The sequence below is a fragment of the Rhodococcus tukisamuensis NBRC 100609 genome (assembly GCF_001894985.1).
In the GTDB taxonomy this organism is placed as follows: domain Bacteria; phylum Actinomycetota; class Actinomycetes; order Mycobacteriales; family Mycobacteriaceae; genus Rhodococcus_G; species Rhodococcus_G tukisamuensis.
On the sequence record NZ_BCXG01000022.1, the window covers coordinates 1 to 24,566 of the forward strand.

General features: G+C 68.6%; 24 protein-coding genes. 2 read left to right on the forward strand and 22 right to left on the reverse strand.

The annotated features are described in order from the left end of the window. Window positions 1–231 precede the first annotated feature (231 nt). The gene (gene murA / locus RT2_RS19125) at window positions 232–1,494 is read right to left on the reverse strand and encodes a UDP-N-acetylglucosamine 1-carboxyvinyltransferase (RefSeq protein ID WP_072846393.1); all 1,263 of its coding nucleotides are present in this window, start codon (window positions 1,492–1,494) and stop codon (window positions 232–234) included. A 58-nt stretch (window positions 1,495–1,552) separates the two neighbouring features. On the opposite strand from murA, the gene RT2_RS19130 reads away from it, so the two are divergent. Then, on the forward strand, window positions 1,553–2,140 hold the full coding sequence (locus tag RT2_RS19130) for a cob(I)yrinic acid a,c-diamide adenosyltransferase (RefSeq protein ID WP_072846464.1): 588 nt from the start codon (window positions 1,553–1,555) through the stop codon (window positions 2,138–2,140). 89 nt (window positions 2,141–2,229) lie between these two features. Here the strand turns inward: RT2_RS19130 and RT2_RS19135 are convergent, their stop codons facing one another. The 13 genes from RT2_RS19135 to prmC all read right to left on the reverse strand — a co-directional run bounded on the left by RT2_RS19135 (window position 2,230) and on the right by prmC (window position 13,496). Then, window positions 2,230–2,652, reverse strand: coding sequence for a DUF2550 domain-containing protein (locus RT2_RS19135; RefSeq protein WP_245709530.1), 423 nt, complete (start codon window positions 2,650–2,652; stop codon window positions 2,230–2,232). 54 nt (window positions 2,653–2,706) lie between these two features. Next, a complete protein-coding gene (locus RT2_RS19140; RefSeq protein ID WP_072846395.1) occupies window positions 2,707–3,075 on the reverse strand; it encodes a F0F1 ATP synthase subunit epsilon in 369 nt (122 codons plus the stop codon). Window positions 3,076–3,081: 6 nt separating this feature from the next. Continuing rightward, window positions 3,082–4,527: a F0F1 ATP synthase subunit beta gene (gene atpD / locus RT2_RS19145; protein ID WP_072846396.1), complete on the reverse strand. Its 1,446-nt coding sequence runs from the start codon at window positions 4,525–4,527 to the stop codon at window positions 3,082–3,084. A gap of 4 nt (window positions 4,528–4,531) precedes the next feature. After that, window positions 4,532–5,503: a F0F1 ATP synthase subunit gamma gene (locus tag RT2_RS19150; protein ID WP_072846397.1), complete on the reverse strand. Its 972-nt coding sequence runs from the start codon at window positions 5,501–5,503 to the stop codon at window positions 4,532–4,534. A gap of 49 nt (window positions 5,504–5,552) precedes the next feature. Then, window positions 5,553–7,196, reverse strand: a complete 1,644-nt coding sequence (atpA, locus tag RT2_RS19155; protein ID WP_072846398.1) for a F0F1 ATP synthase subunit alpha — start codon at window positions 7,194–7,196, stop codon at window positions 5,553–5,555. 70 nt (window positions 7,197–7,266) lie between these two features. After that, the gene (locus RT2_RS19160; protein ID WP_072846465.1) at window positions 7,267–8,091 is read right to left on the reverse strand and encodes a F0F1 ATP synthase subunit delta; all 825 of its coding nucleotides are present in this window, start codon (window positions 8,089–8,091) and stop codon (window positions 7,267–7,269) included. A 5-nt stretch (window positions 8,092–8,096) separates the two neighbouring features. Continuing rightward, window positions 8,097–8,657, reverse strand: coding sequence for a F0F1 ATP synthase subunit B (locus tag RT2_RS19165; protein ID WP_072846399.1), 561 nt, complete (start codon window positions 8,655–8,657; stop codon window positions 8,097–8,099). 7 nt (window positions 8,658–8,664) lie between these two features. Continuing rightward, complete coding sequence (locus tag RT2_RS19170) at window positions 8,665–8,913, reverse strand: ATP synthase F0 subunit C (RefSeq protein WP_072846400.1); 249 nt, start codon at window positions 8,911–8,913, stop codon at window positions 8,665–8,667. A gap of 70 nt (window positions 8,914–8,983) precedes the next feature. Then, entirely contained in the window at window positions 8,984–9,802 is an 819-nt protein-coding gene (gene atpB, locus RT2_RS19175; RefSeq protein ID WP_483880101.1) for a F0F1 ATP synthase subunit A, read from the reverse strand. 332 nt (window positions 9,803–10,134) lie between these two features. Beyond that, a complete protein-coding gene (locus RT2_RS19185) occupies window positions 10,135–10,587 on the reverse strand; it encodes a Cg1360 family ATP-synthase-associated protein (RefSeq protein ID WP_072846402.1) in 453 nt (150 codons plus the stop codon). A gap of 17 nt (window positions 10,588–10,604) precedes the next feature. Then, window positions 10,605–11,726, reverse strand: a complete 1,122-nt coding sequence (locus RT2_RS19190) for a glycosyltransferase family 4 protein (protein WP_092776441.1) — start codon at window positions 11,724–11,726, stop codon at window positions 10,605–10,607. A 118-nt stretch (window positions 11,727–11,844) separates the two neighbouring features. Further along, window positions 11,845–12,513, reverse strand: coding sequence for an L-threonylcarbamoyladenylate synthase (locus RT2_RS19195; RefSeq protein WP_072846467.1), 669 nt, complete (start codon window positions 12,511–12,513; stop codon window positions 11,845–11,847). Window positions 12,514–12,596: 83 nt separating this feature from the next. Then, entirely contained in the window at window positions 12,597–13,496 is a 900-nt protein-coding gene (gene prmC / locus RT2_RS19200) for a peptide chain release factor N(5)-glutamine methyltransferase (protein ID WP_072846404.1), read from the reverse strand. Window positions 13,497–13,628: 132 nt separating this feature from the next. Here prmC and RT2_RS19205 point away from each other — a divergent pair, with 132 nt between their 5' ends. After that, window positions 13,629–13,841, forward strand: a complete 213-nt coding sequence (locus RT2_RS19205) for a hypothetical protein (protein ID WP_072846405.1) — start codon at window positions 13,629–13,631, stop codon at window positions 13,839–13,841. A 27-nt stretch (window positions 13,842–13,868) separates the two neighbouring features. Here RT2_RS19205 and prfA read toward each other — a convergent pair whose 3' ends face one another. The 8 genes from prfA to argS all read right to left on the reverse strand — a co-directional run bounded on the left by prfA (window position 13,869) and on the right by argS (window position 24,472). Next, window positions 13,869–14,948, reverse strand: coding sequence for a peptide chain release factor 1 (gene prfA / locus RT2_RS19210; protein ID WP_072846406.1), 1,080 nt, complete (start codon window positions 14,946–14,948; stop codon window positions 13,869–13,871). Between the two features lie 182 nt (window positions 14,949–15,130). Further along, window positions 15,131–15,364, reverse strand: coding sequence for a 50S ribosomal protein L31 (gene rpmE / locus RT2_RS19215; protein WP_072846407.1), 234 nt, complete (start codon window positions 15,362–15,364; stop codon window positions 15,131–15,133). 170 nt (window positions 15,365–15,534) lie between these two features. After that, window positions 15,535–17,652 carry a transcription termination factor Rho gene (gene rho, locus RT2_RS19220; RefSeq protein ID WP_072846408.1) on the reverse strand — a complete coding sequence of 706 codons (2,118 nt, stop codon included), beginning with the start codon at window positions 17,650–17,652 and terminating at the stop codon, window positions 15,535–15,537. Window positions 17,653–18,046: 394 nt separating this feature from the next. Continuing rightward, complete coding sequence (gene thrB, locus RT2_RS19225; RefSeq protein ID WP_072846409.1) at window positions 18,047–18,979, reverse strand: homoserine kinase; 933 nt, start codon at window positions 18,977–18,979, stop codon at window positions 18,047–18,049. 29 nt (window positions 18,980–19,008) lie between these two features. Further along, complete coding sequence (gene thrC / locus RT2_RS19230; RefSeq protein WP_072846410.1) at window positions 19,009–20,097, reverse strand: threonine synthase; 1,089 nt, start codon at window positions 20,095–20,097, stop codon at window positions 19,009–19,011. After that, entirely contained in the window at window positions 20,090–21,403 is a 1,314-nt protein-coding gene (locus tag RT2_RS19235; RefSeq protein ID WP_072846411.1) for a homoserine dehydrogenase, read from the reverse strand. Before RT2_RS19235 ends, thrC begins: the two co-directional genes overlap by 8 nt. Then, on the reverse strand, window positions 21,396–22,823 hold the full coding sequence (lysA, locus tag RT2_RS19240) for a diaminopimelate decarboxylase (protein WP_072846412.1): 1,428 nt from the start codon (window positions 22,821–22,823) through the stop codon (window positions 21,396–21,398). The genes RT2_RS19235 and lysA overlap by 8 nt, the downstream gene beginning before the upstream one ends. Then, window positions 22,820–24,472: an arginine--tRNA ligase gene (gene argS / locus RT2_RS19245; protein ID WP_072846413.1), complete on the reverse strand. Its 1,653-nt coding sequence runs from the start codon at window positions 24,470–24,472 to the stop codon at window positions 22,820–22,822. The genes lysA and argS overlap by 4 nt, the downstream gene beginning before the upstream one ends. Window positions 24,473–24,566 lie beyond the last annotated feature (94 nt).

The following is a 24,566-nucleotide window of genomic DNA, read 5'->3' on the forward strand; positions in this document are numbered from 1 at the left end:
GCCAGGTCACGCGGATCGGCCGGCCGCATCGCTCCAGGTCAGCGCCCGACCGCCGGTCCGAATTCCGTTCTGAACCGCAGATTCCGGCGGTGTGACGCCGACCACCCTGCCCCGTGGGCCTGTCGCCGAGGCCCCTGCAAGTGCCCCTGCATGCAAGAAGGGCACCGCCGCTCGCAGCCGCGAGAGGTGGTGCCCTTCTTCGTTCATGTGCAGGTGGCGGGACCGAATCCGTCAGCCGGCGTCGGTGACCCGGACGATGTCGCCGCCGAGCGCCGAGAGCTTCTCGACGAACATCGGGTAGCCGCGATCGATGTGGTAGACGTCGTGGACCTCGGTGGTTCCGTCCGCGACCAGGGCGGCGAGCACCAGGCCCGCGCCTGCGCGGATGTCCGAGGACCACACCGGCGCACTCGACAACCGGGTGATCCCGCGGACCACGGCATGGTGTCCGTCGGTCCGGGCGTCGGCACCGAGGCGGATCATCTCCTCCACGAACCGGAACCGGGCCTCGAAGACGTTCTCGGTGATCATCGACGTCCCGTCCGCGACCGCGGCCAGGCCGATCGCCATCGGCTGCAGGTCGGTGGGGAATCCGGGGAACGGCAAGGTCGCGAAGTTGACCGCCTTCGGCCGCGACTCCTGGACCACCCGGAAACCGTCGGCCTCGGGTGTCACCTCGGCGCCGGCCGCACGCAGCTTGTCCAGCACCAGCGACAGGTGCTTCGGGTTCACCCCGCGCACCCGGACGTCGCCCCGCGTCATCGCAGCGGCGATCCCCCAGGTCGCGGCGACGATCCGGTCGCCGATCACCCGGTGCGTCGTCGGCTCCAGCCGGCGCACCCCCTGAATGGTCAGGGTCGACGAACCGGCGCCCTCGATCCGGGCGCCCATCCGCACCAGCATGTTGCACAGGTCGACGATCTCGGGCTCGCGCGCGGCGTTGTCGATCACCGTCTCGCCCTTGGCCAGGACCGCCGCCATCAGGATGTTCTCGGTGGCGCCGACAGACGGGAACGCCAGCCGGATCTGCGCACCGTGCAGGTCGTCGGCCTCCGCGACGAGGCAGCCGTGCTGGATCTCGCTGCGCGCGCCGAGCAGTGCCAATCCGGTCTGGTGCATGTCGAGCGGGCGTGACCCGATCGCGTCGCCGCCCGGCAACGCCACCACCGCACGCCGGCACCGTGCCACCAGCGGCCCGAGCACACAGACCGAGGCCCGGAACTGCGTCACCGCCGGGAAGTCGGCGTGGAACTTCGGTTCGGCGGGCGTCGTGATCCGCACCGTGTCGCCGTCGAGTTCGACGTCGCAGCCCAGTCCGCGCAGGACCTCGGCCATGTACGGCACGTCGAGGATGTCGGGGCAGTTGGTGATGACGGTGGTGCCCTCGGCCAGCAGGGCCGCGGCCATCAACTTGAGCACGCTGTTCTTCGCGCCACCCACCGAGACCTCACCGGTCAGTCTGTTGCCACCGGTGACAAGAAAGCGTTCACTCACAGTTCGACAGCCTAGTCAGGTCCCCCGGCGCCGGATGCCACGCCGGTACCGTGACGGCATGGCAGTCCACCTCACCCGCATTTACACCCGCACCGGCGACGACGGCACGACGGGACTCAGCGACTTCTCCCGGGTCTCGAAGAACGACCCGCGACTGATCGCCTACGCCGACTGCGACGAGGCCAACGCATGCATCGGCGTGGCACTCGCGCTCGGCGAACCGAGTCCGCAGATCACGTCGGTGCTCCGCCAGATCCAGAACGACCTGTTCGATGCCGGCGCGGACCTGTCCACTCCGGTGGTCGAGGATCCGAAGTACCCGCCGCTGCGGGTGACCCCGGCCTACGTCGAGCGGCTCGAGGCCTGGTGCGACGAGTTCAACGAGCCGCTGGCCCCGCTGAACTCGTTCATCCTCCCGGGCGGCACCGTGCTGGCGGCGCAGTTGCATGTCGCCCGGACGGTGACGCGGCGGGCGGAGCGGGCGGCCTGGGCAGCGGTCGATGCCAGCCCCGCCGACACCAGTGTGCTGCCGGCGAAGTATCTCAACCGGCTCTCGGACCTGCTGTTCATCCTCGGTCGGGTGGCCAATCCGGACGGCGACGTGCTGTGGCAGCCGGGTGCGGGCGGAACCGATTCCGACGCCTGACCGCACCGGCACCTGCCCACCCGGGCGCCTGCCCCCACACACAAGAGAACCCCGACCGGAATTCGGTCGGGGTTCTTGTTTCGTCGGCGTCAGGCGGGCCGGCCGCGCATGGAGCGGCCGTCCGGGCGCGACTCCACCCAGGAGAGGAAGGCGGTGAGCGCACCGCGGTCGAGGGCGACCTCGTAGCTGCGCTCGCCGTCGACCACCGACAGGATCAGGATCTCGTCGGTCATGATGTCGTACTCGGTCTCGCGGGGACCGCGCCGCTCCCCCAGCTCGATGCCCTGACGGTCCAACCGGATGTCCGGGCCGGGCCGCAGGCTCGACAGCTTGAGGAAGACGAGACTGTTCTCGCCGTACCGGATGACGCCGTGCCGCCAGCCGTGCCCGGCCGCGGCGGGTGTCACCCGGAGAATCGCCGCGGTCCCGCCGCGGCGCAGAACGCTCAGTCGATACACGAAAGCCGCGACGAGCGCCCCGAGCAGGACAACCAGAACGAAGAGAACTGTCACTCCGATTGTCACTGCCCGTGGCCCTGCTCGTCGCGGCTGTCTGTGTCTACCGGGTCAGGCCCGCTCGACGGCGCGCAGGCGCCCCTTGGCGATCGCGATCGCTTCGAGGTCGTCCTGCGTCTCCGCGAGCACTGCCTTGGCGGCCTCCACGTCGATGTCGCCGGCAAAGTCCGCGGACTCGGCCAGGATCGTCACCGAGGTGCCGGTCACGGAGAGGAAGCCACCGTGCACCGCGGCGACGACGCGGTCGCCCTCGCCGGTGGTGATGGCGACGACACCCGCCTCGACCAGCTGACCGAGGACCGGCTCATGTCCGTACATGATGCCGATCTCGCCCTCGGTGGTCTGGGCGCTGACGAGCGTCGCCGTGCCCGACCACAGACGCCGCTCGACGGCGACGAGCTCAACGGTCATCTCAGCCATGGTCGACTACTTCCCTGCGATCTTCTTGGCAGCGGCCTCGACGTCGTCGAGTCCACCGCAGCTGTTGAACGCCTGCTCGGGCAGGTGGTCGAACTCGCCCTTGCAGACACGGTCGAACGCCTCGATGGTGTCCGCGAGCGGCACCACGGAGCCGGCCTCGCCGGTGAACTTCTCGGCGACGATGAAGTTCTGACCGAGGAACTTCTGGATGCGGCGCGCGCGGCCGACGAGGATCTTGTCCTCTTCCTGCAGCTCGTCCATACCCAGAATGGCGATGATGTCCTGCAGTTCCTTGTACTTCTGCAGGATCCGCTTGACCTCGTTGGCGACGCGGAAGTGCTCCACGCCGACAATGCCGGGCTCGAGGATGCGCGAGGTCGACGTCAGCGGGTCCACAGCGGGGTAGATACCCATCTGCGAAATCGGACGCGAGAGCTCGGTGGTCGCATCGAGGTGCGCGAAGGTGGTCGCCGGTGCCGGGTCGGTGTAGTCGTCGGCGGGCACGTAGATCGCCTGCAGCGAGGTGATCGAGCGGCCACGGGTCGAGGTGATGCGCTCCTGGAGCTCACCCATCTCGTCCGCGAGGGTCGGCTGGTAACCCACGGCCGAAGGCATACGACCCAGCAGGGTCGAGACCTCGGAACCGGCCTGGGTGAACCGGAAGATGTTGTCGATGAAGAGCAACACGTCCTGGTTCTGCACATCGCGGAAGTACTCCGCCATGGTCAGTGCCGACAGGGCGACGCGCATACGCGTTCCCGGCGGCTCGTCCATCTGGCCGAAGACAAGGGCGGTGTCCTGGAGGACGCCCATCTCTTCCATCTCGAGGTGGAGGTCGGTGCCCTCACGGGTCCGCTCACCGACGCCTGCGAACACCGAGGTGCCGGAGAACTCGCGGGCGATACGGGTGATCATCTCCTGGATCAGAACGGTCTTGCCGACACCGGCACCACCGAACAGACCGATCTTGCCGCCCTTGACGTACGGGGTCAGCAGGTCGATGACCTTGATGCCGGTCTCGAGGATCTCGGTCTTGCCCTCGAGCTGGTCGAAGGCGGGGGGCTTGCGGTGGATGCCCCACTGCTCGCCGTCGCGACCGAGGCCCGGGGTGTCGAGGCAGTCACCGAGGGCGTTGAACACGTGGCCCTTGACGACGTCGCCGACGGGAACCGAGATCGGCTTGCCGGAGTCGACGACCGCGGTGCCGCGCACCAGGCCGTCGGTGGGCTGCATCGAGACGGTGCGCACCAGGTTGTCGCCCAGGTGCTGTGCCACCTCGAGGGTCAGCGTCTTCGCGACCGTCGGCAGAGTGACCTCTGCGTTCAGGGCGTTGAACAGTGCGGGAACGGCGCCGCGCGGGAACTCAACGTCCACAACGGGACCGATGACCCGCACGACTCGGCCGGCGGTTGCCGCACCGTTCGCGTTGGTTTGGGTTACTGCTGCGGTCATGTGTCTAGTCACTTCCTGCGCTCGAGGCGAGCGCATTCGCGCCACCGACGATCTCGCTGATTTCCTGGGTGATCTGGGCCTGGCGCACCTGGTTTGCCTGACGGCTCAGGGTGTTCACCAGCTCGTTGGCGTTGTCCGTGGCCGCCTTCATAGCGGTCCGACGTGACGCCGACTCCGACGCCGCGGCTTCGAGCAGCGAGGAGTAGATGCGGGTGTTGATGTACTTCGGCAGCAGCGCCGACAGCAACACACCCGCTTCGGGCTCGAAGTCGTACTGCGCGGTGGGATGAGCACCGTTCGAGTCGGTGAGCATGTCCTCGCCGAGCTCGAAGTTCTCGTCCTGGTACGCCACCTCGAGCGGAGCCATCCGCCGAACCTCCGGCGTCTGGGTGAGCATCGACACAAAGCGGGTGTAGACGATGTGAAGCTCGTCGACGCCCTCGATGGTGCCCTCGCCGTTGTACGCCGGAACCTCGTTGCCCGAGCCGGCCATGAACAGCTCGACCAGGTGACGGCTCGCCCGTGCGGCGTCCGCGTAGCCCGGGTCCTGCGAGAACCCGGTCCACGAACCCTTCAGGTCCCGGTCGCGGAAGGTGTAGTACGTCAGACCCTTCGCGCCGAGCACGTACAGCACCGGCTCCTTGCCCTCGCTGCGCAGCAGCGCGAACAGCTCCTCGGCCTCCTTGAGGACGTTGGAGTTGTAGCCGCCACACATGCCGCGGTCACTGGTGACCACGAGCACGGCCGCACGCTTCGGGTTCGCCCGCTCGTTGAGCAACGGGTGGTCGAGCGATCCCGAGGCACTCGCCAGCGCGGAGAGCACCTTGGTGATCTCCTCGGCGTACGGCTTGGAAGCCGCGACCCGAGTCTGCGCCTTGGTGATGCGGGAGGTAGCGATCAGCTCCTGCGCCTTGGTGATCTTCTTGGTCGAGTTGACTGACTTGATACGTGAGCGCAGTTCGCGCAGGCTTGCCATCTACTCAGTCACACTCCCTTCCCACAAGTCGAGGACACGGCAGTCACGCTCACTTGGTGACGTGCTTGCGCGTGACGGAAACCTGCTCCTGGCTGACCTCGTCGGCACCCAGTGCGCTGGCCTCTGCCTCGTTGACCACGCGGCTGCCGTCCGACGCCAGGAAGCCCTGCTTGAACTTGTCGGTCGCCGCCACGAGGGCCTTGGTCGAGTCCGCGTCGAGAGCCTTGCCGCCCTTGATCGCCTCGTAGACGCCGGCCGCGTTGCGGTGCAGGTCCTCGAGCAGCTCCGCCTCGAACCGGCGAACATCGCCGACCGGCACGGAGTCGAAGACACCCTCGCCCGCGAGGTAGATCGAGATGATCTGGTCCTCGACGGCAATCGGGGAGTACTGGTCCTGCTTGAGCAGCTCGACCAGACGCTGGCCGCGCTCGAGCTGGGCCTTGGAGGCGTCGTCCAGGTCGGAGGCGAAGGCGGAGAACGCCTCCAGCTCACGGAACTGTGCGAGCTCCAGACGCAGCGAACCGGAGACCTTCTTCATGCCCTTGGTCTGCGCGGCGCCACCGACTCGGGAGACCGAGATACCGACGTTGATCGCGGGGCGGATGCCCTTGTTGAACAGGTCGGACTCGAGGAACACCTGACCGTCGGTGATGGAGATGACGTTGGTCGGGATGTAGGCCGAGACGTCGTTGGCCTTGGTCTCGATGATCGGCAGCGCGGTGAGCGAGCCACCACCGAGGGCGTCGGACAGCTTCGCCGAGCGCTCCAGCAGACGGGAGTGCAAGTAGAAGACGTCACCCGGGTACGCCTCGCGGCCCGGCGGGCGACGCAGCAGCAGCGAGATGGCGCGGTACGCCTCGGCCTGCTTGGTCAGGTCGTCGAACACGACCAGGACGTGCTTGCCCTGGTACATCCAGTGCTGGCCGATGGCCGAACCGGTGTACGGCGCGAGCCACTTGAAGCCGGCGGAGTCGGAGGCCGGGGCGGCGACGATGGTGGTGTACTCCATCGCGCCCTGCTCCTCGAGCGCCTGCTTGACGCCGGCGATGGTGGAGCCCTTCTGACCGATGGCGACGTAGATGCAGCGAACCTGCTGCTTCGGGTCGCCGGTCGCCCAGTTGGCCTTCTGGTTCAGGATGGCGTCGACGCAGACCGCGGTCTTGCCGGTCTTACGGTCGCCGATCACCAGCTGGCGCTGGCCACGGCCGATCGGGGTCATCGCGTCGATGGCCTTGATGCCGGTCTGCAGCGGCTCCTCGACCGGCTGGCGCTCCAGCACGGACGCGGCCTGCAGCTCCAGCGCGCGGGTCTCGGTGGTCTCGATCTCGCCGAGGCCGTCGATGGGCTGGCCCAGCGGGTTCACGACGCGTCCGAGGAACGCATCGCCCACCGGCACGGACAGCACGTCGCCGGTGCGCTTGACCTGCTGGCCCTCCGCGATGTGCTCGTAGTCACCCAGGATGACGGCACCGATCTCGGTGGCATCCAGGTTCAGTGCCACGCCGAGGACGCCGCCGGGGAACTCCAGCAGTTCGTTGGCCATTGCCGAAGGCAGGCCGGTGACGTGCGCAATGCCGTCACTGGTGTCGGACACCGCTCCGACCTCCTCGCGGGAGGCCTCCGGGGAGTAGCTCGCGGTGTAGTTGTCGATCGCGCTACGGATCTCGTCGGAGGAGATCGTCAGCTCCGCCATGTTCTTCCTGCTCTCGGTATCTGGTCTTCGAATTGATCTGGAGGTTGGTGCTGCGAGGCGCAGCGCCGGACTACTTGAGGTTCTTGCGCAGCGTCGCGAGTCGTCCCGCCGCGCTACCGTCGATGACCTCGTCGCCCACGCGAACCACGAGACCGCTGAGGAGCTCGGGGTCGACCTCCACGTGCACGGTGACCGGCTTCCCGTAGGTCCGGGTCAGGGTCGCGGCAAGCCGCTCCACCTGTGCGCTCGACAGCGGCGAGGCGCTGCGCACATGCGCAACGGCCTTGTCACGTCGGGCCGCGGCCAGCTCGGCCAGCTCGTTGAATGCGTCCGCCGGGGCGGTGCGCAGTCGACCGGCTGCCTGGATGGCCAGCGCCTCGGTCACCGCGGTGACCTTGCCGTACAGCAACTTCGACAGCAGCTCGCGCTTGGCCGCAGTAGGCCGGGCCCGATCGGACAGGGCCTGCTCGAGCGCGGGGTTACCCGCGACGATGCGACCGAGCCGGAAGAGCTCGTCCTCGACGGTGTCCAGCTGGTTCTGGTCGTCGGCCGCGCGAAGCAGCGACTCCCGTCCCAGCAGCACCAGCGAGTTCCGAAGGTCGGCGGAGCTGGACCAGTCCTGGCCCGCCGCAGCCTTCAGAGTCGCCAGCGTCTCGGCGGAAACCTTCGCCGAGAACACCTGCTCGGCCAGCCCCTGCCGCACAGCCACGGGGGCCGACGGATCGGCCAGTGCGGCGCGCAGCGTGCGCTGGCCGTCGAGGATCTCGACCGCCGTGAACAGCTCTGCGCCGGTCTGTGCCGCAGCCGCAGTCGCCGCGCCGGCCGAGACTCCGGCCAGCGCTGAATTCAGGACGCTCCTCGTATGAGCCAGCGCCTCACGGCTTGCTGCGTACATGGTGCTCACTTTCCGGCTGCGGAGTTCGCGCTGACGGTGTCCAGTTCACTGAGGAAACGGTCGATCGTGCCGGCCCGCTTGACATCGTCGGAGAGCGACTCTCCGATGACCTTCTCGGCGAGGTCGACCGCGGTGCGGCCGAGATCGCTGCGCAGTTCGGCCACGATCTGCTGACGCTGCGCGGCGAGCTGGCTGCTGCCGGCGGCGACGATGCGGTCGCTTTCCTCCTGTGCCTGGACCTTCATCTCGGCGATGATCTGCTGACCCTGGGTGCGGGCATCCTCGCGGATGGCCGCTGCCTCGGTACGAGCCTCGGCGAGCTGGGCGCGGTACTGCTCCAGCGTCTCCTTGGCCTCGGCCTGGGCCTCTTCGGCACGCTTGATGCCGCCTTCGATCTGGTCGCTGCGCTCGGCCAGCACCTGCTGGAACTTCGGAAGGATGAACTTCCAGAAGGCAAGACCGATGATGACGATGCAGACCGTCGACCACACGATGTCGTAAGTCTCGGGGAGGAGGGGATTGATGACCTCCCCCTCCGAGGCTGCGATCAGTGCAATGTTCGACATGTCGAGATCAGAAAATGAAGCCGGCGACGAGGCCGATCAGCGCGAGGGCCTCGGTGAATGCAATACCGAGGAACATGTTGGTACGGATCTGGCCGGCGAGCTCGGGCTGACGCGCGATGCCCTCGATGGCCTTACCGACCACGATGCCCACGCCGATGCCGGGGCCGATCGCGGCGAGACCGTAGCCGATGGCTCCGTAGCCCTTGCCCGTGGTGGTCTGCTCAACCGCGGCCTGTGCCAGGTACGAGAGGCTCATGTGGTGTTCCGTTCCCTTTCTGTTGCCCACCGCCGGGATCGGCGTTGGGTCAGGTTTTTGTGTAGGTCGGTCAGTGCGAGTCGGCGTGGAGCGCCAGGTCGATGTACACGGCGGTCAGCAGGGCGAAAACGTACGCCTGCAGGAAGATCACCAGCATCTCGAAGAGGGTGAATCCGAAGCCGGCTGCCAGCGAGAACACACCGAAGATCTTCATTCCGGCCGCAGCCTCGAAGAAGAAGAACTGGGTGGCGCTGAAGAACAGCACGAGCATGATGTGGCCGGCCAACATGTTGGCCATGAGTCGCACGGTGAGCGTGAACGGCCGCAGGACGAAGGTCGAGATGAACTCGATCGGGATCAGGATGAAGTGCAGCGGCAGCGGCACGCCGGGGACGACGATGCTGCTCTTGATGTACTTGAAGAAGCCGTACTTCTTGATACCGACGTAGTTGAAGGTGATGTACGCGAGCGCTGCCAGCACGATCGGCATGCCGACGCGGGCATTCGACGAGATGTTGAGCACCGGAATGATGCTGGACGCGTTCAGGAACAGAACCGTGAAGAAGATGGTCGCCAGGACGGGCAGGAACCGCTTGCCCTGCTCCTTGCCGAGCACCTCGTCGGCGATCGTGTTCTTGACGAAGGCGAGCCCCATCTCGGCCACGTTCTGGACACCGCGCGGGATCAGCCGCGGGCTGCGCATCGCGATCGCGAAGAAGGCGAGCAGCACGACCGACATGAGGATGCGGATCAGCATCAGTCGGTCGAGCTCGAAGGGGGTCCCTTCGAACAGCACAGCGGGAGGGAAGAAGTCTGCAAGTGACGGCGGATGGAACTCCGCGGCCAGGGTCGTGACGCTCAGCGGTCTCTCCCGTAGTCGTGGCCGCAGGCGGCATCGCCTGCGGTTCGATCGGACATTGACGAAACAAGTCGACAAGGTCGGCTCGCGTATTCGTCAGCAGCTGTGAGCCCGTTCCAGGGCCCGTGCGTCTGTCGGTGTCGGCGGACTGTCGTCGACTCGGCGACCACCCCACGACGCTCCGGTCATGTCGAACTCCAACATGCGAAACCGTCGATCGGGGCCACCTGTGCGGTTGCGGGACGACGCGGAATTGCGAGATTTGCGTCGTTCCTACCCTCGCTTGGGCATGACCCTATCAAGACATCTACGACGTTGTGTAGACAGGGTCCCCGCAAAACAAATTACTACAGGCTGTCGTACTACTTCCCGTCGGAATCGGGCTCCTCCGAGACGGGCACGACGTACGGCACCTTGATCTTGAGCAGCCCGTAGGTCTCGGCGCCGAGGACGATGATCAGGGCCAGCACCATGACGATGACCAGCGCACCCTTGCTGTAGAAATCCATCCCCTTGAGGATGCCCAGCACCAGGACCGCCAGGATCATCTTGAGCAGCCAGCTGCCCAGCAGGACCGCACCCGAGGTGGCCGGCGGGAGCTTCTCGGTGAACAGGACCGCGAGCGCGGTGCAGAGCACGAAGCCTCCGCCGACCGCGACGCCGATGAGCGCACCCCACAGCCCGGCCCAGCCGGCGACCAGGCTCGCCACGATCGACCCGACCACCGCAAGGGCGATCAGGCCGAAGATGCCGTACCGCACCGCGGCGCGGAGCGGGGCGGACTGGTCGGGCACGGGGTTCGGAGAAAAAGTCACGGTCCAAGCCTAGCTGGCTACGCCTGCCGGTCCCGATCCCGTCCGTGGTCCTGCTGCACCCGCAGCGAGGGGACGGCCGTGACCACCAGCGCGAACACCAGTCCGCCGGCGAGCAGCAGCACCACCAACCGGCGGTCGATCAGAGCCGATCCCACCGCACCGAACGCCAGCACACCCACCCACAAGTAGATGAGCAGGACGACCCGCCGATGCGAGTGCCCGATCTGCAGCAGGCGGTGGTGCAGGTGCATCTTGTCCGGACTGAACGGACTGCGACCGGCCATGGTGCGACGAATCACCGCCAGCAGCAGGTCCAGGACCGGGATGAACATCACCGCACCCACCAGCAGCAGCGGGGTGAGCAGGCCCAGGATGTCGCGAGAACCGTAGGCGTTGAGCGAGATCCGCCCGGACGCACTGGTCGAGATCGCGGCGAGCATCAGGCCGATCAGCATCGAACCGGAGTCGCCCATGAAGATGCGGGCCGGTTGGAAGTTGTGCGGGAGGAAGCCGAGGCAGGCACCGGCCAGCGCGGCCGCGAGCATTGCCGGCGGGTACGCGCTCACGTCGCCGCCCTGCTCGTGCAACAGCCCGACGGAGAACACGCAGATCGCCACCGAGGAGATCAGGCCCAGTCCCGCGGCGAGGCCGTCCAGGCCGTCGACGAAGTTCATCGCGTTGATCATCACCACCGCGACCAGCACGGTGAACAGTCCGGCCTGGAGTTGGTCGAGGATCAGCGTGGTGCCGCCCCAGGGCAGGTACAGCGCGAACCAGCTGACCCCCATCACCACCAGCACGCCCGCGGCGGTGACCTGGCCGACGAACTTGGTGAGGGCGTCGAGGCCCCAGCGGTCGTCGACGACGCCGACCAGCACGATCAGCAGGCCCGACACCAGCGCGGCCGGGATGTCCTGCGTGTTGTACTCGAATCCCCTGGCCAGGGCGGGCAGTTGCTGCGCGAAGAGCAGCGCGACCGCGAACCCGAGGTACATGCCGATCCCGCCGAGCCGCGGTGTCGGCGTGACGTGCACGTCGCGATCGCGTGGGACCGCGACCGCGCCGAACCGGATCGCGAACAGCCGCACGGCGCCGGTGGCGAGGAAGGTGACCACGGCCGCGGTGAACAGCACCAGCATCAGTTCCCGCAGCGGCACGCCGGCGCCGCGATTGGACTGCGCCTCGAACGCCGATCCGGCCAGAAGTACGGTATCGGCGGCGATCACGTCGACGACGGTACCCGCAGATGCGTCGCCGTCATCCCGCCGCGCCCCCGCCGACCAGGGACTCCACCGGCACGCCGAGCACCTCGGCGACGGCGGCCGACGGCACCGCGCCCTCCCGCAGGATCCGGGGCTCGTCCGCGGTCAGGTCCACGATCGTCGACGCCACCGCGTGTTCGGCCGGTCCCCCGTCCAGGTACACGCTGGCCGCCGCGCCGAGCTGGTCACGCGCCTGCTCCACCGTGGTCGACGGTGCGTGACCGGAGATGTTGGCGCTGGAGACCGCGAGCGGTCCCACCTCGCGGAGCAGTTCGATGGCAACCGGGTGCAGCGGCATCCGGAGCATCACGGTGCCCCGGGTGTCCCCCAGGTCCCAGGCCAGCGAGGGTGCCTGTTGCACAACCAGACTCAGCCCGCCGGGCCAGAAGGCGCGGATGAGCTCACGCGCCTGCGGACGGACGTTGAAGACCAGCCCGTCGATGGTGTTCCACGAGCCCACCAGGACCGGCACCGGCATGTCGCGGCCACGTCCCTTGGCGCGCAGCAGGCTGGTCACGGCCTCGCCGTCGAAGGCGTTGGCGGCCAGTCCGTAGAGGGTGTCGGTGGGGACCACCACCAGACGCCCTGCCTTGAGCGCGTTGGTGGCGGCGGTGATGCCCGCCTCGCGCGAATCGGTTTGCCGGCAGTCGTACACAGTGCTCACATCGTCATCCTTCCATCCGCGCGATTGCGGCCCGACCGACCCCACCATGCCGGGGCCTTCGGTGCCCGGTTTTACGGCCCACTTCAGCGGGCGCGCGCCGCCTCGGTCTCGGTCGCGACCCGGCGGGCCACCACGAATCGCGGCTTGCCCGCGAGGTCGGAATGCTCTGCGACGTCGCCGAACACCCGACGCTCGGCCAGCATGGCCGCGACCTGGGCGCCATTGGTGTCGTCGTGTTCGATGGCGAGCGCGCCGCCGATGCGCAGCCAGCGCGCGATGTTGGCGACCATCGGGGTGATGACCGACAGCCCGTCCGGACCGCCGAACAACGCGAGGGCCGGGTCGTGCTCGGCCACCTCCACGTCCAGTTGCGCGCCGGACGGGATGTACGGGGGGTTGGACACCACCACGTCCACCCGTCCCTCCAGTTCGGTGAGCAGGCCGCGGTCCGTCACGTCGCCCTGGTGCAGGGTGATCGGGGTGTCGCCGTCCCGGGCGCGGGTATCGGCGTTGCGCCGCGCCCAGGCCAACGCGCCGGGGTCGAGCTCCACGGCGTGAACCACCGCGTCCGGACGCGCATGGGCCAGCGCCAACGCCAGCGCACCGGAGCCGGTGCACAGGTCCAGGACCACCGGACGCTCGCCGGCGGTGCCCTCCAGGACGGCCAGCGCCCAGGCCAGCAGCAGCTCCGTCTCCGGCCGCGGCACGAACACCCCGGGCCCCACCTGCAGGTCGATCTCACCCATCGAGGCCACACCGGTGATGTGCTGCAACGGAATTCGCTCGGCACGACGGGCGACCAGCGCCCTGTACTCCTCGATCACCTCGGCGTCGACGAGCGGCACCAGGCCCAGTCGGCCCCGCTCGACGCCCACCACGTGGGCCGCGAGAAGTTCCGCGTCGATGCGTGGGCTGTGCACGCCCGCCTCCTCGAGGAGACGGGTGGCTTCGAGGATCGCTAGGCGCAGGGGTTGACGGCTCACGCGGTCAGCCTGCCACGCCGTCACGAAGCAGACACGTACAGGTCACGAACCACGTGGACCGTCTGACGAAGCGGGCGGACCGCCGCAAACCTCGATACGGTCCGCTGGTCGGGACAATGGAGAGGAACTCTTGTGTACGAGTCAAGATTCATCGCCCGCACGGTCGCCGCCGCGGCACTCGGCGGCGCGGCCGTCCTGGCGGCTCCCGGGCCGGCCTCCGCGAAACTGATCGATGTGCAGCCGACCCCCCTGCTCTGCGCGGGAGGCATCGCCCCGGTCCAGTCGCTCACGCACGCCGACAACCACAAGATCGAGCCCGACGAGCCCGAGGGGCCCGGCGACTGACCGGGCCGGTGGACCGGCCGCGGCGAGTCACTCCGCCGCGAGCCTGGCCTCTCGGTCCGACTTGCCGAGCGCGTCGAGCAGCGCGTCGAGATCGCCGTCGAGCACCGCGTCCAGGTTGTGTGCCTTGAACCCGATCCGGTGGTCGGTGATCCGGTTCTCCGGGTAGTTGTAGGTGCGGATGCGCTCGGAGCGGTCGACGGTGCGGACCTGGCTCTGGCGTCCGGCGGAGGCCTCGTCCGCGGCGGCCTCCTCGGCCGCGGCCTGCAGCCGGGCAGCGAGCACCTGCATCGCGCGCGCCTTGTTCTGCAGCTGCGAACGCTCGTTCTGGCAGGTCACGACGATGCCGGTGGGCAGGTGGGTGATCCGGACCGCGGAGTCGGTGGTGTTGACGCCCTGCCCGCCCTTGCCGGACGAGCGGTACACGTCGATGCGCAGATCGGTCTCGTCGATCTGCACCTCCTCGACCTCATCGGGCTCGGGGTAGATGAGCACGCCGGCGGCGGAGGTGTGCACACGACCCTGGGACTCGGTCACGGGAACCCGCTGGACGCGGTGCACGCCGCCCTCGAACTTGAGCCGGGCCCAGACGCCGTCCCGGGTGTCGCCCTTCGACTTGATCGAGATGGTCGCGTCCTTGTAACCGCCGAGATCCGAGATGGTGGCGTCGAGCACCTCCACCCGCCAGCCGTGCCGCTCGGCGTACCGGACGTACATCCGGGCCAGGTCGGAGGCGAACAGTGCGGATTCCTCGCCGCCCTCCCCCGACTTGACCTCGAGCACCACGTCGTCGCCGTCGTGCGGGTCGCGGGGGGCGAGCAGGTCCGTCAGTGCGACGTCGAGCTCGGCGACCGTGGCCTCCAGCTCGGGCAGCTCGGCGGCGAAGCTGGAGTCGTCGGCGGCCAGTTCGCGGGCGGCCTCGAGGTCCTCGCGGGCCGACTGCAGCTTGGTGAGCGTCGCCATCACGGGGGCGAGTTCGGCGAACCGCTTGCCCACCCGGCGCGCGGCGGCGGGGTCGTTGTGCAGCGCCGGATCCGACAACTGCTGCTCGAGGCCGGCGTGTTCGGCCAGGATGTCGTCGATGGCCGACGGCTGGGTGTTGCCCGCCATGGTTCGCTCCGCTCTCAGTCTTCTCGCGTGGCACGGACTAGTCGCGTGTCATGCCTGTTCTTGCGTGTCGCGCACGCGCCGGTCGTTCCAGGTACCCCAAGTGTGCGCACTCCCCGCGGTACCGCACAAAAAAACCGACGCCCGGCCTGTGAATGAACACAGGACGGGCGTCGGCAGTGAAGCTAGCTGTCGGCGTCGGCCTTCTTGCCGGCGCGCTTGCCGTAGCGAGCCTCGAAGCGCGCGACGCGTCCACCGGTGTCGAGGATCTTCTGCTTGCCGGTGTAGAACGGGTGGCACTGCGAGCAGACCTCGACGTTGATCCGTCCGGTCTCCTTGGTGCTGTGGGTCTCGAACGTGTTACCGCAACCGCAGACGACGGTGGTCGCCACGTAGTTGGGGTGAATTCCTGCCTTCATGGTGTCCCTTTCGGTGGTCGCCGGGTCGCCCTCGCCACTCGAGGACGTGAACCGGAACCGGACATGGTTTTGCCGTGCACTCGGCGGATGCCGTGAGACGCGAGGTCTCATTGTGCCAGAGCCGCCTATGTTGTCCTAAACGGCCCTGGCACAACATCTGTTCCCGACGACTAGTCGTCGCCCATGGCTCCCGGCGCGGTCTTGGAGACCTGCATCAGAAACTCGACGTTGCTCTTGGTCTTCTTGAGCCGGTCGATGAGCAGGTCGATCGCCTGGTGCGAGTCCAGACCGGACAGCACCCGGCGCAGCTTGTGCAGCACCGCGGCCTCGTCGGGGCTGAGCAGCAGCTCGTCCTTACGGGTACCGGACGGATTGACGTCGACCGCGGGGAACACCCGGCGCTCGGCGATCTTGCGGTCCAGCTTGAGCTCGGCGTTGCCGGTGCCCTTGAACTCCTCGAAGATCACCGTGTCGCCGGTCGAGCCGGTCTCCACCATGGCGGTGGCGATGATCGTCAGCGAGCCGCCGTTCTCGATGTTGCGGGCCGCACCGAGGAAACGCTTCGGCGGGTACAGCGCGGTCGAGTCGACACCACCGGAGAGGATGCGTCCCGAGGCGGGCGACGAGTTGTTGTACGCACGCCCCAGTCGGGTGATCGAGTCGAGCAGCACGACGACGTCCTTGCCCTCCTCGACCAGGCGCTTGGCCCGCTCGATCGCAAGCTCGGCGACCGAGGTGTGGTCTCCCGGCGGCCGGTCGAAGGTGGAGGCGATGACCTCACCCTTCACGCTCCGCTGCATGTCGGTGACCTCTTCGGGACGCTCGTCGACCAGGACGACCATGAGGTAGCACTCAGGGTTGTTGGTCGCGATGGCGTTCGCGATCGCCTGCAGGACGCTGGTCTTACCGGCCTTCGGCGGGCTGACGATCAGGGCACGCTGGCCCTTGCCGATCGGCATCACCAGGTCGATGACGCGGGTGGTGAGGATGTTCGGCGTGGTCTCGAGCCGCAGCCGCTGGTTCGGGTACAGCGGGGTGAGCTTGCCGAACTCGGGGCGACGCTTCGCCGCCTCCACGTCGCCACCGTTGACGGAGTCGATTCGGACCAGCGGGTTGAACTTCTGACGCTGGCTGCTACCCGGGGCCTCGCCCTCGCGGGGAACGCGGACGGCACCGGTGATGGCGTCACCGCGCCGGAGCCCGTTCTTGCGGATCAAGTTCATCGACACGTAGACGTCGTTCGGACCGGCCAGGTAACCGGAGGTACGCACGAAGGCGTAGTTGTCCAGCACGTCGAGGATGCCGGCGACCGGCTGCAGGACGTCGTCCTCACGGATCTCGGGCTCGCGCTCGCGGTTGTCCGCGCCGCCACCCTCGCCGCGGTCACGCCCACGACGACGCTCGCGGAAGCGCCGACCCCGACGGCCGCGACCTTCTCCGTCGTCCTCGCCGCCGCGGTCGTTGCGGTCACCACGCGGGCCGTTGTTGCCCTGGTTGCGGTCGCCCTGGCTACGGTCGCCCTGGCTACGGTCGCCCTGGTTGCGATCGCCCTGGTTGCGATCGCCCTGGTTGCGATCGCCCTGGTTGCGATCGCCCTGGTTGCGGTCGCCCTGGTTGCGGTCGCCCTGGCTGCGGTCACCCTGGCTGCGGTCACCCTGGCTGCGGTCACCCTGGTTGCGGTCGCGACGGTTGCGCTCGCCGCGCTCACCCTGCTGGGACTCGCTGCCCTGCTGCTCGGTGCCGGTCGAGGCGTTCTCACCCTGCTCGGCGGAACCGGCGGCCCGGGAGGCGCCGCGACGCTGACGGCCACGACGACCGCCCTGCTCGCCCTCGCCGGACTGCTCGCCCTCGGCGCGAGCCGAATCCGGAGCCTGAGTCGGCGCGGACACGGCGGCCGGAGCCTGGGCGGCGGCGGGCGACTGAGTAGCGGCCGGCGCCTCGACCTTGGCCGGGGCCTCGGTCGCGACGGCTGCAACCGCGGGTGCCTCGACCACGGTCTTGGCGGCCTTGTTCGCCGCCGGGGCACCGCCCTGACGGTCCTTGATGGCCGCGATCAGGTCGCCCTTGCGCATGCCGGAGGTGCCCTTGATGCCGAGTTCGCCGGCGAGCCCGCGCAGTTCGGCGAGCACCATTCCGGACAGGCCCGCACCGCGGCGCGCATCGGCACGCTTGGTTGCGGCGGCCACGGCAGGGGCCGAATCTGAAGTCTGTGAACCGCTCGTCTCACTCGTCACGGCGGAAGCCGCAGAATCGAGCGCAGGAGGAGCGATCAGGTCCGTATCGGTCACGGAGATCCTTTCCTTCCCTCGCTCGCGCGTCGCAAAGTCGAGGGTTCGTCCCGAAGTTCAGTTCATACACTGAACCCGGATGTGCCGGACGTGTTCGCTGGATGGAACTTTCGGCTCGTCCGCCCCCGTGGGCCCGCATGCAGGCACATTTTCCGATCCATCACCGCAGAGAGATTCGCGAGAGGACCAAGCCAGGAACGCGCACCCTTAATTCGACGCTTCCGTTATTCGGAGAGCTCCGGAATTCGGGAGTTGATTGCCCTGGTAGAGCACCGGCGACTGACGCGCACGATGGGCGGACGATCCCCACAATAGCCGCGAACTGGATGCACGGCAAGGTCCCACCCTGCCGGTGTGCCCACCGCCACGATCGACGACCTGCCGAGCGGTCCGGTCAGTGAACCTGCACGCCGTCCGAAACCTCGAGATCGAGCACGCGCAGCCCCTCCGCCTCCGCACGCCGGCGCAGTTCGTCGGGCAGCGCCGCGGTGGTCAGGGCCAGTACGGTCGGCCCGGCACCGGAGACCACCGCGGCGATGCCGTGCTCACGCAGCGTGGCGATCCACCGGGTCGTGACCGGCAGCGCCGTGGCCCGCTGCCGCTGGTGCAACCGGTCCTCGGTCGCACTCATCAGCAGGTCGGGACGCTCGGTGAGAGCGACCACGGCGAGCGCCGCCCGGCTCACGTTGAAGGCGGCGTCGGCGTGCGGGACCTGCTCCGGCAGCATCCCTCGGGTGTGCGCGGTGGACGAATGCTCGGACGGCACCAGTGCCACGATCCGAATGTCCGGGTGCACCTCGAGGCGTGCGGCGAAGTACTGCTGCGGGCCGTCGGCAACCGTCGGCGCCTCGGACCACGAGACCACGGCGCCGCCGAGCACGCTGGCCGATGCATTGTCCGGATGCCCCTCGAACTCGGAGGACAGCTGCACCAACTGCGCGGCGGTCAGCGCCAACGCGGGATCGAGGAGGGACACCAGCCCGTTGGCCGCGGCGAGCCCGCCGACGGCCGCGGACGCAGACGACCCGAGTCCACGAGAGTGCGGAATCACGTTGCGGCAGACCACGTCCAGGCCGCCGGCCCAGACGCCTGCGACCTCGAGGCCACGCTCGATCGCCCGCACCACGAGGTGCGAGGGGCCCCATGGCACGTCCTCGGCACCCTCGCCCTCGACCCGAACCGTCAGGCCGGCCGCGGTCGTCGTCACCGTGATCTCGTCGTAGAAGCCCAGCGCCATGCCCAGGGTGTCGAATCCGGGGCCGAGGTTGGCCGTCGACGCGGGTACCCGCGCCGTGACGGTCAACCCCGCCGGCAATGTCTGAGTCACTACGCCCTCTTCGATCCGCGAAGTGGCCACTAGACCAGCTCGAGCGCCGCGGCCACCGCCACCGGGTCGACCGGGATGGGCTGCACGGCAGGCATTCCCGCCAGCGCCGTGTCGGGGTCCTTGAGGCCGTTGCCGGTCACGGTGCACACCACGGTCAGGCCGGAGTCCAGCCAGCCCTCCTTGCGCGCGGCCAGCAGGCCGGCCACGGACGCCGCGGAGGCGGGCTCGACGAAGACGCCCTCGGTGCGGGCGATCAGCCGGTACGCCTCGAGGATCTCCTCGTCGGTGGCCGCCCGGAACGCGCCGCCGGACTGCTCCTTGGCGTTGACCGCACCGTCCCACGAGGCGGGCGAACCGATCCGGATCGCGGTGGCGATGGTCTCCGGGTCCTTGACCGGGGCACCGTGGACCAACGGGGCGGCACCGGCGGCCTGCACACCGAGCATCCGCGGACGCACCGAGGTGATGCCGTCGGCGTAGTACTCGGAGTAGCCGCGCCAGTACGCGGTGATGTTGCCGGCGTTGCCGACGGGCAGCGCGTGCACGTCGGGCGCCTTGCCGAGCGCGTCGCAGATCTCGAACGCCGCGGTCTTCTGCCCCTCGATGCGGACCGGGTTCACCGAGTTGACCAGGCCGATGGTCGGGAACTCGGCGGTGGTCTTGCGTGCCAGCTCCAGGCAGTCGTCGAAGTTGCCCTCGACCTGGATGATCTTGGCGCCGTGCATGACGGCCTGGGCCAGCTTGCCCATCGCGATCTTGCCCTGCGGCACCAGCACCGCACAGGTCATCTTCGCGACCGCCGCGTAGGCGGCGGCCGAGGCGGACGTGTTGCCGGTCGACGCGCAGAGCACGGCCTTCTGGCCACGGGCGAGCGCATCGGTGACAGCCATGGTCATGCCACGGTCCTTGAACGAGCCGGTGGGGTTGAGCCCCTCGACCTTGAGGTACACGTCGCACCCGGTGAGCTCCGAGAGGTACCCGGCGGGCAGCAGCGGGGTGCCGCCCTCCCGCAGCGTGATCGTCTTCCAGTTCGGGCCGATGGCGAGCCGGTCCCGGTACGCCTCGATCAGTCCGGGCCAGGGGGTGTGGACGGGCGTGTGCTGGCGGGGGCTATTCACTGGAACCTTCCAATCGGAGAACGCTGGTGACTGCGGTGACGAATTCGAGCTTGGCAAGGGCGGCAACGGTTTCCGACAGGTCTGCGTCGCTGGCCCAGTGGGTGACGACGATCAGCCGGGCACCGTTGCCGGCGCCCTCCTGCCGCACCGTGGAGATGCTGACGTCGTGCTTGGCGAACTCGGCCGCGACGGCCGAGAGCACGCCGGCACGGTCCGCGACCTCCATGTTGACGTAGTAACGGGTGGGGATCTCGCCGATGGGCGCGATCTTGAGGTCGGCGTACTTCGACTCGCGGGGGCCACGGCCGCCGTGCACCTTGTTGCGAGCCGCCATCACCAGGTCGCCCATCACGGCCGACGCGGTCGGCGAACCGCCCGCACCCTGACCGTAGAACATCAGGCGGCCCGCCGCCTCGGCCTCCACGACCACCGCGTTGAACGCACCGTTCACCGAGGCCAGCGGATGGTCGTTCGGCACCAGTGCCGGGTAGACGCGCGCCGAGATGCGCTCCTCGCCTGCCTCGTTGGTGATGCGCTCACAGATCGAGAGCAGCTTGACGGTGCACCCCAGCGACTTGGCCGCCTCGAGGTCCGCCGACGTGATCTTCGAGATGCCCTCGCGGTAGACGTCGGCCGCGGTGACGCGGGTGTGGAACGCGATCGAGGCGAGAATGGCAGCCTTGGCCGCCGCGTCGAAGCCCTCGACGTCGGCGGTCGGGTCCGCCTCCGCGTAGCCGAGCCGGCCCGCCTCGGCGAGCGTGTCGGCGTAGTCGGCGCCGGTCTCGTCCATTGCGGAGAGGATGAAGTTGGTGGTGCCGTTGACGATTCCGGCGACCTTGTTGACGCGGTCGCCGGCCAGCGACTGGGTCAGCGGCCGGATCACCGGGATCGCGCCCGCGACCGCGGCCTCGAAGTACAGGTCGGCCCGCTGCTTCTCCGCGGCCTCGGCCAGTTCGCCGGTGTAGTCGGCCAGCAGCGCCTTGTTCGCGGTCACCACGGACTTGCCCGCGTTGAGCGCGGCCAGGATCAGCTTGCGGGGCACCTCGATGCCGCCGATCACCTCGACGACGATGTCGACGTCGTCGCGGGCGACGAGCGAGTCGGCATCCGTGGTCAACAGCTCGGCAGGGACCCCACGGTCACCCTCGACGCTGCGGACCGCGATGCCGCGCAGCACCACCGGGGCGCCTACACGGGACTCGAGCTCGCGGGCGTGGTCGCGCAGAATCCGTACGACCTCACTGCCCACGTTGCCGAGGCCGAGGACCGCCACGCCGATCGTTGCGGCGCCGTTCGGTTCAGTCATGTTGCCTAACCTCCAAGCTGAGCAGATCTTCCACTGTCTCCCTGCGCAAGACGAGTCGGGACTCGCCGTCACGGACCGCGACCACTGCAGGCCGGGTCAACAGGTTGTAGCGGCTGGACATCGAGTAGCAGTATGCGCCAGTGGCGGCGACGGCAAGGAGATCTCCCGCGCCCACGTCCTCCGGCATCCAGGTGTCACGGATGACGATGTCACCGCTCTCGCAGTGCTTCCCCACCACCCGCGCGACGACCGGCTCGGCCGAGCTCTCCCGCGAGACCAGCCGGGCGTCGTACTCGGCCTGGTAGAGCGAGGTCCGGATGTTGTCGCTCATCCCGCCGTCCACGCTCACGTAGCGACGAGTCGCGTTGCCGTCCAACCGGACGTCCTTGATGGTGCCCACCTCGTAGAGGGTCACCGTGCCGGGTCCGGCGATCGCGCGGCCGGGCTCGACCATCAGGGTCGGCGCGGACAGCCCCGCGGCGGCGGACTGGTCCGCGACGATCCTGGTCAGCTTCGCCGCCAGCTCGTCCACGGGGGGCGGGTTGTCGCTCGGCAGGTACGAGATGCCCAGTCCACCACCGAGGTCGACGATCGTGACCTGGGCGCAGCGCTCCGCGCCGAACTCGTTCTCCATCTCGCGGAGCAGCCCGATCACCCGGTGCGCGGCGAGTTCGAAACCGTCGACCTCGAAGATCTGCGAGCCGATGTGGCTGTGCAGACCGACGAGTCGCAGGTTGGCCGCGGCGAACACCGCGCGCACGGCGTCCATCGCCGCGCCGCCGGAGAGCGAGAAGCCGAACTTCTGGTCCTCGTGCGCGGTCGCGATGAACTCGTGGGTGTGCGCCTCGACGCCCACCGTGACGCGGATCAGGACGTCCTGGACCGCACCGAGTTCGCCGGCGACGGCGTCGAGGCGGCCGATCTCCTGCATCGAGTCCACCACCACGTGCCCCACCCCGGCGGAGACCGCGGACCGCAGCTCGGAGACGGACTTGTTGTTGCCGTGCATGGTGATTCGTTCGGCCGGGAAACCCGCGTGCAGCGAGACCATCAGCTCGCCGCCGGACGCGACGTCCATCGACAGCCCCTCGTCGGCGACCCAGCGGGCGATCTCGCCGCACAGGAAGGCCTTCGACGCGTAGTGCACACGGTCGGCGGAACCGAAGGCCCGGGCCATGTCGCGACAGCGGGACCGGAAGTCGTCCTCGTCGATCACGAACAGCGGCGTGCCGTACTCCTCCGCGAGCTCGGTGACCGCCACCCCGGCGAGCCGGACCACACCGTCCTCGCCGCGGCTGGCACCGCGCGGCCACACGGCCTCGGGCAGGTCGGTCATCTCCCCCGGCTCGACGGGACGCGGCGGCAGGCCCGGCGCGTGCGGGATTTCGGCGTGCCGCACGCCGGCGGGATGCGTGCTCACATCCGCTCCGGGGCGCTGACGCCGAGCAGGCCGAGGCCGTTGGCGAGGGACTGACGGGTGGCACTGCACAGGGCCAGGCGCGCGGTGTTCAGCTCGCCGGCGACCTCGTCGCCCTGCGGCAGCACCCGGCACTCGGAGTAGAAACGGTGGTAGGCACCGGCCAGCTCCTCGAGGTAGCGGGCGATTCGGTGCGGTTCACGCAGGTCAGCGGCGGCGGACACGACCTTCGGGAAGTCGCCGATGGTTCGGATGAGCTCGCCCTCCCTGTCGTGGGTCAACAGTTCCAACTTGGGATTGTCGGTGGCCAGGCCGAGTTCCGCGGCGTTTCGGGCCAGCGAGGCGAGTCGCGCGTGTGCGTACTGCACGTAGTAGACGGGATTCTCGCTCGTCGTGCTCGCCCACAGCTCGAGGTCGATGTCGAGGCTCGAGTCCACCGAGGAGCGGATCATCGCGTACCGGGCGGCGTCGACGCCGATCGCCTCGACGAGGTCGTCGAGGGTGATCACGGTGCCGGCCCGCTTGCTCATCTTCACCGCGACGCCGTCGCGCACCAGGTTCACCATCTGCCCGATCAGCACCTCGACGGTGTCCGGGTCGTCACCGAACGCCGCGGCCGCGGCCTTGAGCCGGCCGATGTAGCCGTGATGGTCGGCGCCGAGCATGTAGATGCACAGGTCGAATCCGCGCGAACGCTTGTCCTGGAAGTACGCGATGTCGCCGGCGATGTAGGCGGCGTTGCCGTCGGACTTGATGACGACGCGGTCCTTGTCGTCACCGAAGTCGGTGCTCTTGAGCCACCAGGCGCCGTCCTCCTCGTAGAGGTTGCCGCTGGTCTTGAGCGTGGTGACGGCCTTCTCCACGGCACCCGACTCGAACAGCGAGTTCTCGTGGAAGTAGACGTCGAAGTCGGTGCCGAACTCGTGCAGGGTCCGCTTGATGTGGTCGAACATCAGCGCGACGCCGATGGACCGGAAGACCTCCTGCTGCTCGTCGTCGGTCAGTGCGAGCGCGTCGGGACGCTGCCGCAGCACCTCCGCGGCGATGTCCGCGATGTAGGCCCCGGCGTAGCCGTCCTCCGGTGCGGGCTCGCCCTTGGCCGCGGCGATCAGCGAACGCGCGTACCGGTCGATCTGCGCACCGTGGTCGTTGAAGTAGTACTCGCGGGTGACGTCCGCACCCTGCGCCGCGAGGATCCGGCCGAGTGCGTCGCCGACCGCGGCCCAGCGGGTGCCACCGAGGTGGATCGGTCCGGTGGGGTTGGCGGAGACGAACTCCAGGTTGACCCGTCGGCCGGTCTGCGCGGTCGAGGCGCCGTAGGCGTCGCCCGCGGCGAGCACCTTCGCCACGATCGCACCCTGCGCGGCGGCGGCCAGGCGGATGTTGAGGAATCCGGGGCCGGCCACCTCGGCGGTCTCGATGCCGTCGGCCGCGGTCAACGCCTCGGCCAGCCAGGTCGCCAGGTCGCGCGGGTTGACGCCCGCTTTCTTGCCCACCTGCATTGCCACGTTGGTCGCGTAGTCGCCGTGTTCCGGGTTTCGCGGGCGTTCGACGGCAAGCGTCGCGGGCAGCACGGACACGTCCAGCTCGCGCGAGGTGAGGACCTCCGCGGCAGTCGCGCGCAGGAGTTCGGCAAGGTCAGCAGGAGTCACAGGTACTTATCCTATGGTCTCGCAGTTCAGAGCCTGCGCTCAGGCATAGAACGTACAGTGGGTGCGCCCACGGGGACGCCCCGTGCCACAGACT

Bases quoted from the DNA above. Each gene is read 5' to 3' on its own strand.
- RT2_RS19130 (WP_072846464.1), top strand. From the start codon at position 1,553: ATGGCAGTCCACCTCACCCGCATTTACACCCGCACCGGCGACGACGGC.
- RT2_RS19140 (WP_072846395.1), bottom strand. From the start codon at position 3,075: ATGGCTGAGATGACCGTTGAGCTCGTCGCCGTCGAGCGGCGTCTGTGG.
- atpD (WP_072846396.1), bottom strand. From the start codon at position 4,527: ATGACCGCAGCAGTAACCCAAACCAACGCGAACGGTGCGGCAACCGCC.
- RT2_RS19150 (WP_072846397.1), bottom strand. From the start codon at position 5,503: ATGGCAAGCCTGCGCGAACTGCGCTCACGTATCAAGTCAGTCAACTCG.
- atpA (WP_072846398.1), bottom strand. From the start codon at position 7,196: ATGGCGGAGCTGACGATCTCCTCCGACGAGATCCGTAGCGCGATCGAC.
- RT2_RS19160 (WP_072846465.1), bottom strand. From the start codon at position 8,091: ATGTACGCAGCAAGCCGTGAGGCGCTGGCTCATACGAGGAGCGTCCTG.
- RT2_RS19165 (WP_072846399.1), bottom strand. From the start codon at position 8,657: ATGTCGAACATTGCACTGATCGCAGCCTCGGAGGGGGAGGTCATCAAT.
- RT2_RS19170 (WP_072846400.1), bottom strand. From the start codon at position 8,913: ATGAGCCTCTCGTACCTGGCACAGGCCGCGGTTGAGCAGACCACCACG.
- RT2_RS19190 (WP_092776441.1), bottom strand. From the start codon at position 11,726: ATGCTGGTGCTGTTCACCGCGGCCGTGGTCACCTTCCTCGCCACCGGC.
- prfA (WP_072846406.1), bottom strand. From the start codon at position 14,948: ATGGCGGGCAACACCCAGCCGTCGGCCATCGACGACATCCTGGCCGAA.
- rpmE (WP_072846407.1), bottom strand. From the start codon at position 15,364: ATGAAGGCAGGAATTCACCCCAACTACGTGGCGACCACCGTCGTCTGC.
- RT2_RS19235 (WP_072846411.1), bottom strand. From the start codon at position 21,403: ATGACTGAACCGAACGGCGCCGCAACGATCGGCGTGGCGGTCCTCGGC.